The organism is Carboxylicivirga caseinilyticus (assembly GCF_050589785.1).
GTDB lineage: Bacteria > Bacteroidota > Bacteroidia > Bacteroidales > Marinilabiliaceae > Carboxylicivirga > Carboxylicivirga caseinilyticus.
On sequence record NZ_JBNGOX010000024.1, the window covers coordinates 1 to 15,597 of the forward strand.

Consider the following 15,597-nt stretch of genomic DNA (forward strand, 5'->3'; position numbering starts at 1 on the left):
CTTTTAGGGGAGGTTTGGTGGGGTATAATGAAAGTAAAGTTACAATTTGAAAGATTCCTTATTTGCAGAATCACTTTTTGGACACCCTCTTTTAATATAATGATCAAAGTGCCTTAATACTAATATTCCTGTAGTCGAGATGATGCATTATTTCACGAAGTAAAAGGATGACAGCAACATCCTTTGGGGTTATTTCAATACCTGAAATAACAGGAGAAGCTCCCATTACAATGTAGGCATATTGATTAAATAACTCTTCAACTCTTTGGCGCGAATAAATACTTTCCGTTAACCCATTTTTTAAAAATAAGTCTTTGATTCCCTTGTCTTCAGTAATTAAATTCTCATTAAAGCTTATTAATTCTTTCTTACTCATCAACTCATCTTCAATATAATTGATGGCATATTCTATATCTGATTCAGAAGGAATTTCATGCTTAAAGAATGTCTTTACAATATAATCAAATCCAATAGGTAAAGATATTTCATACGTTTCAGAATCTGATTTATAGAACTGAAATCGAACCTGATCATTATCTATCGTTATTCTCCGGGTATTATTTAATTTCTTCATAACATAAGTATAAAAAAGATTCTGCCGGAAAACCTGGCAGAATCTCTTCATTTTATCTAATTCTTAATAGATTACAACACTTGCTTTACCGATTGACTCAATGGTGTAGTTGGCCTTCCAATTAATTTGGACAACTGATGCCCATCATCAAATAAATCACCTTTTGATGCTCCAACATCCCAACTGGCAATAGCATCTGCAAAACCTTCCGGAAGACCGATACTCTTTAATATTTTTGCATATTCTGTTTCGGGCATATCACTGTATGGAATATCTTTTCCGGTTTGTTTTGAAATTTCAGCGGCTAATTCACTTAGCGTATAAGCTTCATCTCCTGCCAGTTCATAAACATTACCCTTGTGACTATCATCACTAATAACTACCGCAGCTGCCTCAGCAAAATCAATACGTGCCGCAGACGAAATCTTACCCTCACCAGCGCTACCTACGAATGCTCCAGCTCCAACTGCTCCAGGAATCGAACCAGTATAATTCTCACTATACCAGCCATTACGTAGAATAGTATATTCAATACCTGATTCCTTTAAAGCTTTTTCAGTTGCCAAATGTTCTCCAGCCAGATTTAAAGAAGACTGATCAGCATGTAATAAACTTGTGTATACAATCCACTTAATACCAGCCTTTTTAGATGCATTGATAACATTTTGATGCTGAACAGCTCGTTGACCAATTTCATTTCCTGAAATCAATAGCAAATAATCGATCCCCTCTAACTGCGATGCTAAACCTTCTGGTTTTGTGTAATCAAACGCCTTAGCAACCACACCCAAATCTTTTGCTTTTTCTGTATTACGCACCAAAGTAATAACATCTTCGCTTGCCACTCTTTTCTTCAATTGCTCAACAACCAATTGTCCTAACTGCCCAGTTGCACCTGTAACTCCTATTTTCATATTCTTATTTTTTAATTGTTTTATTATTGATTTTTATTTGATACAAATGTACAGCTTATGCATACCTGTTACAATTGACCTATGTTAAGAAATAAAACTGATGTTAGTACACTGATACTTTAAAGAAGAACATGAAAAGGGTTGATTGGTTTAAGAAATATCCTATCTGAAAAAGCACAAAAAAAATAGGGCATCCATTTTTTTGGACACCCTATTTTCTGTAATTATCTAATTTCTGAATATTTATTTCTTACGATTACGCCCAGCTAATTGTTGTTGCTTTTGCATATCCTCTAATCGTTGCTGAAATTTCGATTTTTTTGCAGGTTTCTTTTGATTGGCTTTTAATTTTGCCAATAAAGCCTCTTCATCAACAAAACGACGAATCAATAATGTTTGACCAATGGTTATTAAAGTTGAAATGAAATAATAATAGCTCAATCCTGCTGCATAATTATTAAAGAATACCAGGAACATTACCGGCATTAAGTACATCATACCTTTCATACCTGGCATTTGCTGTGTACTTTGAGTCATTTCCTGATTAATGTAGGTATACACAATATTTGTGATTGCCATTAATAAGGTGAACAGACTGACATGATTTCCATAATATTGAGTAATCAATGGAATATCTCCTGTCCAGGTAATGATTGCGTCGTAAGAAGATAAATCGGTTGCCCACAAGAAACTTTCGCCACGTAATTCAATTGATGCTGGGAAAAACTGGAACATAGCAAACAAAATCGGCATTTGGAATAACATAGGCAAACAACCTCCCATAGGATTCACCCCTGCTTTTCGGTATAACGCCATGGTTGCCTGTTGACGCTCCATTGCTTTTTCTTTCGGTATCTTATTATTTATCTCCTCTATCTGAGGCTTTAACACCTTCATTTTAGCTGTAGATACATACGATTTGTATGTGAATGGGAAGATAATCAGCTTAATAAGTATGGTTAATATTAAAATGATCAAACCATAATTACTAAAATATCTCTCAAGAAAATGGAATACCTCAATTACACCAAGGTTAATATATCGAAGGAAACTCCATCCTAAATAAACCAATTGACGTAGACCTAAATCGGCATATGGCTTTAAGGCTTTAAAATCATTCGGTCCGAAATAGAAATTAAAACTGTGCTGATCATTACCTGTAAAAGGAACGGCCACCATTGCGCTGGCATCCATTATTACAGGATGATTATCATCTTCAGGAGTAACCGCTTTTACATCACCACTTAAGAAATAATCACCAGAAATAAATACAGATGAAAAGAACTGGTCTTTAAATGCTACCCATTTCAGCTTGGTTCTTAATTCTTCCGATTTGGAACCACTGGCAGTAATATGATCTACATCATTCTCTGCAAAACGATAGTAAACACCAGAGTAACGACGCTCGAAACTAACGCCTTTTTCCTGAGCAGGAACTTCCATCTCCCAGTTAATATCCATCGATCCGTTAGGAGTCGCAATTACATTACCTAAGTTTTGTGTTGTTATATTAAAATCAACCATATAACCATCTTCAGGCAATACATAGGTGAAGATTAATTTACCTTCAGCAGCATTCACAACAAAATCTACCTTATTAGGAGATGTTTGAGGCAGTTCTGTAAAGTATAAATCATTTGTATGAAAGAATCTACTGTTGTGGGTAAAATTAAATCCAAACTTATTTTGATCACCGTCCATTAATATTACAGGACTCTCATCGTAGTTATGGTATTTTTTTAGTTCTACAGAATAAACACGAGCTCCCTTCGAACTCAGAACCATTTTAACTAAATCGTTCTCTAAGGTTACAAAAGTTTGCTCCCCTTGAGCTGCATCGGCCAATAAGCCAAACTTATTAGTCAACTCTTCAGCTATTGTAGCAGAATCTTTCTCAACAACAGCTTTAGTTTCAACCTCTACTTTTGCAGCATTGGCAATACGATCAGCCTCAGCCTTTTGTTCTACCAGATCAATAGAGTCTCGAACCCTTTTTTGTTCGGCAAGCTGTTCCTCCGATGGCTGATTCCACCACGTAAAGAACCCAAAGATGAGTACAATCAGTATTATTCCAGTTATCGAATTTCTATCCATTTTATGCTTGTTATAATTTTTATTGAGAAATGGCGGCTTTTATAAACGCCATAAAGATAGGATGTGGTTTTACCACCGTACTACTATATTCAGGATGGAACTGAACACCAACAAACCATTTGTGAGTAGGAATCTCCATAATCTCAACCAGTCCTGTATCAGGATTACATCCGGCAGCTTTCATTCCTGCTTTCTCATATGTTTCAAGGTATTCACTATTGAATTCATAACGATGACGGTGACGCTCATGTACCAGTTCTTTGCCATAAGCGGCAGCCGAATTGGTTCCGGGTGTTAACGCACATTCATAGGCTCCCAGACGCATGGTTCCACCCATCTCACTAACATTCTTCTGATCTTCCATCAGGTCAATCACAGGATTAGCAGTTGTGTGATTCATCTCTCGTGAATTAGCATCAGGTAAATTTAGCACGTTTCGCGCGTACTCAATAACAGCACATTGCATCCCTAAACAAATACCCAGGAATGGAATATTGTTTTCACGTACATATTTAACTGCATCCAGTTTACCTTCAATTCCTCTGTGACCAAATCCCGGTGCTACCAATACTCCATCCAATCCGCCTAATTTTTCGGCTACGTTTTCGGATGTTAAGGTTTCAGAATGTATCAGTTCAATTTTCACCTTACGATCGTTGTAGGTAGCTGCATGGATCAAAGCCTCAATTATTGACTTATATGCATCTGCCAACTCAACATATTTACCCACCAAACCGATTTTTACTTCTTTGGTGGCTTTACTCATTTTCTTTAAGAAACCTCTCCACTCTTTCAAAGCGGGTTTCTCATCGATAGGTAATTGCAATTTTTCCAAAACAATCTCATCCAAACCTTCTTCCTGCATCTTAACAGGCACTTCATAAATGGTTTTAACATCGATGGATTGAACAACCGCTTTTGGATTAACATTACAGAAAAGTGCTACTTTTTTACGGATATCAGCTGCTAAATCGTGTTCGGTACGTAATACCAAAACATCCGGTTGAACTCCTGTTTCCAATAATGCTTTTACGGAGTGTTGGGTTGGTTTTGTTTTCAACTCACCCGAAGAATTCAAATAAGGAACCAGAGTAAGGTGAATAACAGCCACACGGTTACCCAGCTCCCACTTTAACTGACGAACAGATTCAACATATGGTAATGATTCAATATCACCAACTGTTCCTCCGATCTCAGTAATTACAACATCGTATTTATGCTTGGTACCAAGTAATTTGATGTTTCTTTTAATCTCATCAGTGATATGAGGAATAATCTGTACTGTTTTACCAAGGTAATCACCTTTACGCTCTTTGTTAATCACATTTTGGTATATGCGACCAGTAGTAACATTGTTAGCTTGCGAAGTAGGCACATTCAAAAAACGTTCGTAATGACCTAAGTCAAGGTCTGTTTCGGCACCATCCTCTGTTACATAACATTCTCCGTGCTCATATGGATTCAATGTTCCGGGATCTACATTTAAGTATGGATCCAGTTTTTGAATGGTTACACTATAACCCCTTGCTTGCAACAATTTAGCCAATGAGGCTGATATAATTCCTTTTCCCAAAGAGGAGGCTACACCCCCAGTGACAAATACATATCTTGTTTCTGACACAACAGTATTTTTAAATTATTAATCCATCAACTCTCACGAGTCAAAATTAAAAACCACAAAGGTAGAAAAATACCATCAAAAATTATGGATCATTATTGCTTTCAACAAAAAAAAGGTCGACTTTTTGCCGACCTTGTTATTTTATCACTAATCCATGTCTTCCAACATGTCCAACTTCTTATTGAGTAGTTTGATATTGCGGCGTCCCGTTTCAATTTTATGTTTGAAATCTCGAACCAGTGCTTCCGATTTCTTCGATTTGGCAAAAAAACCGATGTTATTTTCCCAAACAGTAATATCATTCTCAAGTTGCTTCAACTTATTGATAATCTTATTACGTTCCTGTGTGAGCTTATCACCCGCATAATCATTGGTTTTATAGTTCTCAATCTTATTACGGAACTTCTCTACATTTTTATGATACTCATCCAGATTCAGATTATCGAAATACTGATTGATCAAACCACGGAACTCTTGGTTTACACGATCTTTATCTTTAATTGGCACATGACCAATTTCGTTCCAACGATGTTGAAAATCCTGCAACTTTTCAAAGTTTTCTTCCGAATTTTCACTTGCTTCAAATGCAGCCACCTCTTTTATCAAGGCTTCTTTTAATTCCAGATTCTTCTCTTGTTCCTCATCTTTGTGATTGAAGAAATTGGATTTATGATCGAAGAATGCATCACACGCAGTACGGAAACGCTTCCAGATAATATCACTTTGTTTACGAGGTACAGGACCTATTTCCTTCCAGCGTTTCTGGATCTTAATAAATTCATCAGTTGTACGTTTCCAGTCGGTGCTGTTTTTCATAGCCTCAGCCTGCAAACATAATTCAGTCTTCAATTGCAGGTTAGTAGATTGCTCTGATTTATATGATTTAAAGAAATCACGCTTAGCATTAAAAAATGAGTCACATGCTGTGCGGAAACGATCGTATATCTTATTATTGTCTTTTTTAGGAGCAAAACCAATTGTCTTCCAAATATTTTGTAATTCAATTAATTCTTTACTCTTGGCCTCCCACTCTTTTGGAGTATGCAAATCAACAGTAATCAATGCTTCCGCCTTTTCACACAATTCCGTCTTTGCTTCGAGGTTCTTTTGCAACTGATCCTTCAATCCTTCAAAATATTCCTGGTGACGTTTGTTGATTAATGAAGTAGCTTCTTTAAAACGAGCCCATAACTCTTCTTTTTTATCATGAGGTACCGGACCAATTTCGCGCCATTGCTCATGATATTTCTGAAGTGTCTTAAAAGCTTTTACAATTGTTGGTTCCAACAATAATTTTTCTGCTTTTTCGCACAATTCAGTTTTAGCTTCCATGTTTTTCTTTAAGTCAAGATCACGAAGCTCTTTGTTTATTTTTATATAATTGTAAAAATTCTCAATATTATAGTTGTACGTTTCCCACATATCATGAACCTTATCTTGCGGAATAGGTCCGATATTGCGCCAACGTTGTTGCAACTCACGAAAAGCCTGGAATGTTTCATTTAATGACTCCTGACCATTGATAAGCTCTTTAATGGCCTCAATTACATCAAGCTTTGCATGGTAGTTACTTTGTCTTTCTTCCTCAATGCGTCGATTAAATTCAGCCTTACGGGCTTTGAAATCCTGAAGCATATCCTTCAGTTCAATCTCAAGATTATCAACCGGAGCGGCAAAATTCTCTTCCAACTCACCAGACTCAACAAACTTACGCTTAAGATCTTCCAGTTCAGCTTTATGTTTTTTATAAAAGGCAGATTTAATCTCTTCAACTTCCTCCTTAATTTTTTCAACAGGATAGTGTTTCAGAACATCCCTAAGCCTTTTAACCAATTGCTCTTTACTGAGCATAATATGATCAACCGACTCTAATTCAATCTCCTGTCCACCTTCTTCAGAAACTTGATCTGCAACCTCATCTGTTACAGCCTTTTCTTCTGTTGTTTCTTTAGTCTCAGCAACTTCTTCTTTTTCGGATGCTGTGTTTTCTGCCTGCATATTTTCAGATTCATTTTCTGAATTCAAACCATTCTCATTCTCAAGAGGTTTGTTTAGGTCATTTGCTTCCATAAGCTTTACGTTCTAATTCGCAGAATCCACTGATTCTGTCTCAATTCATTTATCTTACGAATATATTGTAATTCGCTTAAGTGACAAACTTTTTAGCTAAAAATAAGATATTACAGCCAAATACAAAGAAATGTAATTAGCAAATAGCTGAAATCAACATTTTGTTTGAACATTCTGAAAAAATACTCATTCTTTACAAAACTAAAACTTGGTGCAATATTATTATCTTTGCGCAAAATTTCAGATTGTCATGCGAATCGATATTCTTACTCTTTTTCCAGAAATGTTTCAGGGTCCATTAACTGAATCGATTATTAAACGAGCGGTTGAAAAAGGACTGGTAGAAATGCATTTTCATAATATCAGGGATTATTCGCTTGACAAACACAAAAAGGTTGATGATTATTCATTTGGAGGGGGTGCCGGCATGGTTATGACCATTCAACCCATTGCTGATTTAATTGATAAACTTAAGGCTGAAAGAGATTATGACCACATCATTTATGTAACTCCTGATGGTGAACGTTTTAATCAGAAAATTGCCAATACGTTGTCCTTATCCGGTAATATCATGATTCTTTGTGGCCATTACAAAGGAGTAGATCAACGCATACGTGATCATTATATCACACTGGAACTAACCATTGGCGATTATGTGCTGACAGGTGGCGAACTGGCGGCAGCAGTCATCAGCGATGCAGTTATCCGATTGATTCCCGGTGTAATGTCTGATGAAACTTCAGCCTTAACCGATAGTTTTCAGGATGGTTTGCTATCACACCCTGTATACACTCGACCTTCTGATTACAATGGATGGAAAGTACCAGATGTACTATTGAGCGGTAACGATGCTAAAATTGATGAGTGGCGCGAACAAAAAGCTTATGAACGAACTAAAAAAATCAGACCGGACCTACTTAATGATTAATGGTTAGTTATTTATTACAGACGGCCCTCTGGGCCTGATTCTTATGTCGCTATCTCATAGCACTTACGTACTATTCTTTTACATTCGTCCCTGACGGGCCTCAATCTTTCAAAAGCTAAAACACTATCCTTCTGTTAAATAACTAAACAATTTAACTTAATTTACCATTCACAATTTATCATTAACCATTAAAGTCATCGATTACACAAAACCTTATAGGTACAATAAGTGCACTTATCGGTGTCTTCGGCTCCATTAAACGGAATAGTGTCGTCGTAAATTTCTTCCAGTAAATGCTCAAGATTGGCTTTAAATTCTTCTTTTACAGATTGCAGCAGTATTGGATTCTTAGTGCTTCTGCCCTCTTTCAAATACAGTTTGGTATCGTAGTTGGCTTTAAAAACATCGCGTACCCAGATAACGGATGGCTGTTTGGGGACCATTGCATTCTCTGTTTCATCCAGAATTAAGGAGTATAATAAAGTCTGGAAAATGGCTTTATTTTTTTTATGCTTATCTGTATCAAAAAGCTCTTCTATCGAATTAACTTCAGCTACTCCCGAGCCGGTTTTATAATCCATAACATTCCAGATACCATCCTTCTCCTCAAGACGGTCAATGATACCACCCAATTTAAGATGTAAACCATTAGTGGTAGTATAGTTCCATTCAACATGTTTTTCAAGATCAATAATTGTAAACGGAGTCTTTTTCTTCTCCAGTTTAAGAAATTGTAACAGATAACGCTTAATCACTTCAAATACCATTACATTTCGTCCCTGTATCTCTGCAAACGACTGTCGTCCCTGGTCGTAATCCATCAAATATTTGCGAAAACCATCTTTTATAAGCTGGTCGATCAAAACTGTATTTTTTAGCCAGTAATCAATGTCATCAGATTGTATTTCCTTTCCGGCTTTCCCTTTGTAAAGATTTTCAACTGCATCATGAAAAATCAAACCAAAAATACGGGCATCTGCCTCCTCCGTTATCTCGTCAGGCTCTTTTATACCAACAATCTTCTGATAAAAGAATCGCATGGGACATTCAATATAAACCGAAAGAGCACTGGGTGAAAGAAGCTTTTTACCATTCGTTGTAAATAAAGACAATCGTTCCTTCACTTCTTCTTTCTTACTGGCTGCCACAACAGGAGGATTGAGAAGTGAAACCTGCCCGGAGAGGGTTCGCATATTTATCTTGGCATTAAACTCATACTTAAGCTGATACAAATAACGACTCATCTCATTGGATTTCATTCCCTGCGCTCCGGTTGAATACAGTACTTCAACCTTTTTAGCCCTGTGAATCAGACGAAAGAAATAATAAGAAAAGATGGTATCCTGAAACTCAATGGTTGGTAAATCAAATCCCGATCGTAAAGTTGCAGGAATAAAAGTATTTGGAGCCGATGTTCGTGGAAATACACCTTCATTCAAATCCAGAATAATCAACTTATCGAAATCCAGGGCACGTGTTTCCAGAATTCCCATCACCTGAAGACCAGCCAATGGTTCACCCCTGAATGGTACTGTTTGAAACTCTGCCAGCTTTTTAAACAGGCGAACCCATGTTTTGGTATCAATATCAGCCTGAGCATTCTGCTCCAGTAAATCCTGTAGTCGTATTATACATTTCTGAAGAGCAAAAATAAACTCCTTCTCCAGCACCTTATTTTCGTCGGGTTGTAAGAGTTCGTAAACTTTCCCCAAAATATCAATCAGATAGGCCGACAATTCAGAACCCGTGCTCACCTTAACAAAAATGCTTTTAAAAAGTTCGTTAATATGCAAACTATCAGCCTTTACAAAGATGGCATTGTTTTTCACCAATTGTTTGTGTAATCGACGCGTATCGGCTTCGGCCAACATTGAAATATATTGCTGTTGCAACAATGGTAAAACATGACGATGATACATCCATACATCACTACCACTTCCTTTTCTGATCTGTTGTTGCAGATTCAATAATAACTCAATCAAACCATAAGCCGGAGTATGATTCAGTGGGTAACCCATGGTCACATTCACCTTGTCAACTTTAGGAGGAATACCATGTAAAACAGGCATCAGTAATGTTTCATCAGCCAACACTACCGCCGATTTCATTTCACTCACATATTCTTCATCCAAAAACTGATGAACCGATTTTAACTGCTCGGTAGGATTTGCAACTGCTGTTATAGTAATCTCAGGCCCTTCGGAATTCAATGGCATACTAAAATCCTTGGGTGATGGAAACTGAAGGAGATTTTCTTCAATAAAGAATCCAGGCCCCCGACGTTTGATCTTAACTTCTTCGTCCTTCTCCATCATCCATGGTGAATAATCCCAGAAGAAATCAGCTTTTTGCTTTTTTTGCAATTGTTTCATCAAACGATGCTCAGAAGGTGTTAGGGCATTAAGTCCAACGAAGATTACTCTATCCCATTTAATATCGACATCTACGCCAATTATTAGCTTTTCTGCAATTAAGCGATACACCATTCCTTCGTAGGCCAGGTTATCCTTTTGTAATTCTTCGCGATAAGCTTTATAAACCTTTGGAATTTGTTTCCATGCTTCTAAAAAATAATCCTGATGTTCTGATCTTTTCTTCTGCTCAAATGCTCCCCAAAAGGATTGAATTGCTTCCAGCTGTCTTTCGCTCAAATGCGAAAAGTCGTCATCCAGTTCCTTTAATGATATAAGGTTAGAAAAAAGTTGTTCGACTGAAACAAGGTATTTATCTATATCATCAAAATCGTTCAGTAACATTTCGCCCCAGGGTAAGAACTCTTCAAAACTGACTTCTTTACCGGTTACTTTCACATAAACCTTGTGCAGTGTGAACAATAATGTAATATTATCGGCAACAATTGATGACGACAAAGAAGCGAATAAATCGTTAACAGTAATGATCTTTGGCGACCACATAGGATCTTTAACTAACTGCCTCAGGTAGTTTGTAAAAAAAATACCTGCCCTTTGACTGGGAAACACGAAACAATATTTCGACAAGTCTGTTTTTTGATAATAATAAGAGGCAATGGAGTTAAGGAATCCTGATGTCATAAGTTTATTTGATTTTGTCGGATGAAATTAAACATTTGTATCTTAAAATAAACATAACTGACGGATATTAGAGTGCATTTTAATTAACTTTGATGCCCCATAAGCAGAACCTACTGTTCTGAATAATTAATTATAATCAATAGGAAACTAAATTCTTATGGATAAATTCTCTTTCGTTGGCAACAGTAATATAGAAGCCATCGATCAATTATACCAACAGTATAAAAACGATCCTGAATCGGTAGATGAAAGCTATCAACGTTTTTTTCAGGGATTTGACTTTGCTCTCAAAAACTATCAGCAACCCAATGGATCAGGCCTTGTAGATAAAGAGTTTCTTGTAATTGAATTGATACATGCCTATCGACAACGAGGTCATCTTTTTACCAAAACCAATCCCGTCCGCTCACGTCGTAAGTACTATCCAACTCTTGACATTGAAAATTTCAAGTTATCTGAGAAGGATCTCGACACAGAGTTCCTGGCCGGTAATGAAATAGGAATTGGTAAGGCTCCACTTCGAAAAATCATCGAGCACTTACAACAAACTTATTGTCAGTCGGTAGCGGTGGAATATCTATACATTCGACATCCCGAAGTAGTAAGCTGGTTAAAAGGTAAAATGGAAATGGTGCGTAATACTCCACAGTTTAGTGCTGAAAAGAAAAGAAAGATCTTCCACCAACTAAATATGGCTGCAGGTTTCGAGAATTTTATTCATAGAAAATTTGTGGGGCAAAAGCGATTTTCGCTGGAAGGATCAGAGGTTCTCATACCAGGTTTAAGTGCCATCATAAATAAAGGTGCCGAACTGGGTGTGGAAGAAGTGATGATTGGAATGGCTCACCGTGGTCGATTAAACGTGTTGACCAATATATTGCAAAAGCCCTATAAAAATGTATTCAAAGAATTTAATGGGGATGAATACGAAGAAGGTATTTCTCTGGGTGATGTTAAGTATCATTTGGGATACAATAATGAAATAGAAACCGAAACAGGTAAAAAAGTCAAAGTTAACCTGGCTCCCAACCCTTCGCATCTCGAAACAGTTGCTCCAATTATTGAAGGAATTTCACGATCAAAAATCGATCATCAATACAATCAAAACTACGATAAGGTAATACCGGTAGTTATCCATGGAGATGCAGCAATTGCTGCTCAGGGTGTTGCCTACGAGGTGGTACAAATGGCCCAGTTACCTGGATATAAAACAGGAGGAACCATTCATCTTGTTATTAACAACCAGGTTGGTTTTACTACTAATTATCTCGATGCCCGCTCATCAACCTATTGTACAGATGTTGGTAAAGTAACCCGATCACCGGTTTTTCATGTGAATGGCGACGATGTTGAAGCTTTAGTATATGCTGTTGAACTGGCTATTGAATTTCGTCAGAGTTTTAATTCTGATGTATTTATCGATATACTCTCGTATCGTAAATATGGACATAACGAAGGTGATGAGCCACGTTTTACACAGCCAACTCTCTACAAAGCCATTGCCAAGCATCCTAATCCAAGGGATATTTACAATTTGAAACTTCAACAGGAAAAAGTAGTTTCGAAGGAAGATGCTCTTAAAGAAGCCGATTTATTTAATCAAAAACTGGAAGATGCATTAGCTGAATCTAAAGAGATAGATAAGGTTATTATTCAACGCTTCTTACATGATGATTGGAAAGAATACGATTATTCTACCGACGAAGATTTTGTTGCATCACCTGAAACAGGTATCGATAAAGATAAGGCTTTATACTTATTGGAGCGCATCAATCATCTTCCTGAGAACAAGAAGTTCTTCAAAAAGCTTGAAAAAATTGTTCAGGACCGAAAATCAATGGTTGAGAATGATAAACTTGACTGGGCTTTGGGTGAACAACTTGCCTATGCTTCATTGCTGACTGAAGGTCATCCTGTACGGATAAGTGGTCAGGATGCAGAACGAGGCACTTTTGCTCACCGCCATGCTGTTATGACTGTGGAAGACAGTGAAGAGCGTTATCGTCCATTGCAATTTATTTCTGAAGATCAGGCACCATTTGAAATTTACAATTCGCTCCTTTCTGAGTATGGTGTGATGGGCTTTGAATATGGATATGCTTTGGCTAAGCCAGGCGGCTTAACTGTTTGGGAAGCTCAGTTCGGCGATTTTTATAATGTTGCTCAGGTTATCATCGACCAATACATATCTTCAGCCGAAGAGAAATGGGGTTTGATGAATGGGTTGGTACTATATCTTCCTCATGGTTTTGAAGGTCAGGGACCGGAGCATTCAAGTGCCCGTATAGAAAGATTCTTATCGTTGGCAGCCCGTAACAATATGCAAATTGTTAACTGTACTTCTCCAGCCAACTTTTTCCATGTTTTACGTCGTCAAATCAAACGTAACTTCAGGGTTCCTTTGATAATATTTACTCCTAAAAGTCTGTTGCGACATCCGAAATGTATTTCTTCTGTTGAGGATTTCACAAAAGAAGGTTTCAAAGAAGTAATTGATGACAACAATGTTGAAGTTGAACAAGTAAAAAGAGTTGTTTATTGCTCTGGTAAGATTTATTACGATTTACTTGCTCGCAAAGAAGAACTGGACGCTACAGACATTGCATTAATCAGAATAGAACAGCTTCATCCTTATCCAAAAAAGCAGGTTGAGGCAATCAACAAAAAATACAGTAATGCATTATTGCATTTGTGGGTTCAGGAAGAGCCTGAGAATATGGGAGCCTGGTATTACATCCAGAATAAAATGAAAGATATAGAACTGGTACCTGTTGCACGTTTATCAAGTGGTAGCCCTGCTACCGGATTAAATGGCCTGCATGTTATTGGTCAGAATGAAATTATCAATAAAGTTTTCAAAAACTGTCATTGTGCCCGTAAACAGAAATACTGCGGATTGCAATGTGTTGAAGGATTATCAAGAAAAGAAATTCTGAAACAGCATAAATATTTTGAAGAACCACCAAGGTTCTCTATCTAAATTATCTGAATAACCGTTTCAGACTAAGGTCTGTAATGATACAAACTTTGAAATATGATAGTTGAAATAAAAGTCCCTACACCAGGAGAATCCATCTCGGAAGTTGAGCTTGCCAGCTGGCTGGTTTCTGATGGTGATATTGTTGCAAAAGATCAGGAATTAGCCGAGATTGAATCGGATAAAGCAACACTTGCTTTAATAGCTTCTGAAGCTGGTAAGATTAAAATTTTGGTAGAAAGTGGTGAAACAGTAGCTGTTGATTCAGTTGCCTGTTCTATTGACACTGATTTTGCTGGCGAGGCTCCTTCAACTTCTCAGGCCGAAACTTCAAAAGATGATTCCCCCGAAGTGGAAGTTAAGAAAGAGGAAATTAATAAAGAATCAGCAAAACCTGTTCAGGAAAAAACATCACAATATGAAAAGGCCAAAGTATCTCCATTGGCTAAAAAGATGATGGAAGAAGCTGATTTATCTGTTGATGATGTAATTAACGGATTAAAGAGAATCTCTTCTAAAGAGGTGGAATTGGCTAAAAATGCGCCTACCACTTCAGATTCAGGTAACAGCAAATCAGCCTTTATTTCATCTGATGCCAGCAGGGAAGCACACCGTCAAAAAATGACGAACTTAAGAAAGAAATTAAGTCAGCGTTTAGTTTCTGTAAAAAATGAAACGGCTATGCTTACTACCTTCAATGAGGTTGATATGTCGGCTGTAATGGCACTTAGAAAAAAATATCAAAACAAATTTATCGATGCTCATGGTGTAAAACTGGGCTTTATGTCCTTCTTCATTAAAGCGGCTTCACTGGCACTTAAACATCATCCAATGGTGAATGCAATGATTGATGGTGAAGAAATTGTAATGCCCGAATATCATGATGTTTCAGTAGCTGTGCAGACTCCAAAAGGCTTGATGGTTCCGGTTATCAGAAATATTGAAACATTACAGTTACACGATATTGAATTATCCTTAAAGAATCTGGCTGAAAAAGCGCGAACCGGAAAGATCAGTATTGAAGAGATGAGTGGTGGTACATTTACGGTGACCAATGGCGGTGTTTTTGGATCGATGCTAAGCACTCCAATTATTAACCCTCCACAGTCGGCTATTATGGGTATGCATAATATTGTTGAACGCCCCGTTGCGGTCAATGGCAGAGTTGAGATTCGTCCTATTATGTATCTGGCCCTCTCCTACGATCACAGAATTATAGACGGTAAAGATTCTGTTGGATTTTTAGTTAAGGTGAAAGAAATGATTGAAGATCCGGCCAAACTGCTGCAGGGTGGTTATAATCCTGAAGAGCTGGTATTAGGACTTTAGAATATTGACAGAAAATAAAAACGGGATCTCAAAAATT

The 15,597-nt window shown here is 37.2% G+C and carries 9 protein-coding genes; 3 read left to right on the plus strand and 6 right to left on the minus strand.

What is annotated here, in order from left to right:
• Positions 1-103 precede the first annotated feature (103 nt).
• The 5 genes from ACRD62_RS12895 to ACRD62_RS12915 form a co-directional block, all read right to left on the minus strand.
• On the minus strand, positions 104-574 hold the full coding sequence (locus ACRD62_RS12895) for a hypothetical protein (protein WP_430820524.1): 471 nt from the start codon (positions 572-574) through the stop codon (positions 104-106).
• 71 nt (positions 575-645) lie between these two features.
• Entirely contained in the window at positions 646-1,488 is an 843-nt protein-coding gene (locus tag ACRD62_RS12900) for an SDR family oxidoreductase (RefSeq protein ID WP_430820525.1), read from the minus strand.
• Positions 1,489-1,731: 243 nt separating this feature from the next.
• Positions 1,732-3,582 (minus strand): membrane protein insertase YidC, encoded by a 1,851-nt coding sequence (yidC, locus tag ACRD62_RS12905; RefSeq protein ID WP_430820526.1) that lies wholly within the window; start codon positions 3,580-3,582, stop codon positions 1,732-1,734.
• A 19-nt stretch (positions 3,583-3,601) separates the two neighbouring features.
• Entirely contained in the window at positions 3,602-5,203 is a 1,602-nt protein-coding gene (pyrG, locus tag ACRD62_RS12910) for a CTP synthase (RefSeq protein WP_430820527.1), read from the minus strand.
• Between the two features lie 147 nt (positions 5,204-5,350).
• On the minus strand, positions 5,351-7,273 hold the full coding sequence (locus ACRD62_RS12915; protein WP_430820528.1) for a DUF349 domain-containing protein: 1,923 nt from the start codon (positions 7,271-7,273) through the stop codon (positions 5,351-5,353).
• A gap of 250 nt (positions 7,274-7,523) precedes the next feature.
• Between ACRD62_RS12915 and trmD the strand changes: the two genes are divergently transcribed.
• Positions 7,524-8,201 carry a tRNA (guanosine(37)-N1)-methyltransferase TrmD gene (gene trmD, locus ACRD62_RS12920; RefSeq protein WP_430820529.1) on the plus strand — a complete coding sequence of 226 codons (678 nt, stop codon included), beginning with the start codon at positions 7,524-7,526 and terminating at the stop codon, positions 8,199-8,201.
• A gap of 194 nt (positions 8,202-8,395) precedes the next feature.
• Here trmD and ACRD62_RS12925 read toward each other — a convergent pair whose 3' ends face one another.
• Positions 8,396-11,254: a Fe-S cluster assembly protein IscX gene (locus ACRD62_RS12925; RefSeq protein ID WP_430820530.1), complete on the minus strand. Its 2,859-nt coding sequence runs from the start codon at positions 11,252-11,254 to the stop codon at positions 8,396-8,398.
• A gap of 157 nt (positions 11,255-11,411) precedes the next feature.
• On the opposite strand from ACRD62_RS12925, the gene ACRD62_RS12930 reads away from it, so the two are divergent.
• Together ACRD62_RS12930 and odhB are read left to right on the plus strand one after the other, a co-directional pair.
• On the plus strand, positions 11,412-14,234 hold the full coding sequence (locus ACRD62_RS12930; protein WP_430820531.1) for a 2-oxoglutarate dehydrogenase E1 component: 2,823 nt from the start codon (positions 11,412-11,414) through the stop codon (positions 14,232-14,234).
• 54 nt (positions 14,235-14,288) lie between these two features.
• Positions 14,289-15,560 carry a 2-oxoglutarate dehydrogenase complex dihydrolipoyllysine-residue succinyltransferase gene (gene odhB, locus ACRD62_RS12935; protein WP_430820532.1) on the plus strand — a complete coding sequence of 424 codons (1,272 nt, stop codon included), beginning with the start codon at positions 14,289-14,291 and terminating at the stop codon, positions 15,558-15,560.
• The last annotated feature ends 37 nt before the right edge of the window (positions 15,561-15,597 follow it).